This is a genomic window from Erwinia sp. PME.40.26/001 (assembly GCF_055556675.1).
The window spans coordinates 1-232 of sequence record NZ_JBVHNP010000463.1; the positions used below are offsets into that span (position 1 = coordinate 1).

Genomic DNA, 232 nt, shown 5'->3' on the forward strand with positions numbered 1-232 from the left:
GGTGACGCGGCGCACGCTGGCGACCACTTCGGTCATGGTGCTGCCGGCTTGCTCCACCAGGCGGCTGCCGGTATCGACCTTGGCCACGGAATCATCGATGAGGGTCTTGATCTCCTTGGCGGCACCCGCACTGCGCTGCGCGAGGCTTCGCACTTCGGAGGCCACGACCGCGAAGCCGCGGCCCTGCTCGCCGGCGCGGGCAGCTTCGACCGCCGCATTGAGCGCAAGGATG

The 232-nt window shown here is 69.4% G+C and carries 1 protein-coding gene; it reads right to left on the bottom strand.

Going from position 1 to position 232, the window contains the following annotated elements; genetic code table 11:
• The coding region (locus tag ACZ3HG_RS24980; RefSeq protein ID WP_465335255.1) for a methyl-accepting chemotaxis protein at positions 1-232 on the bottom strand (232 nt) is incomplete at both ends.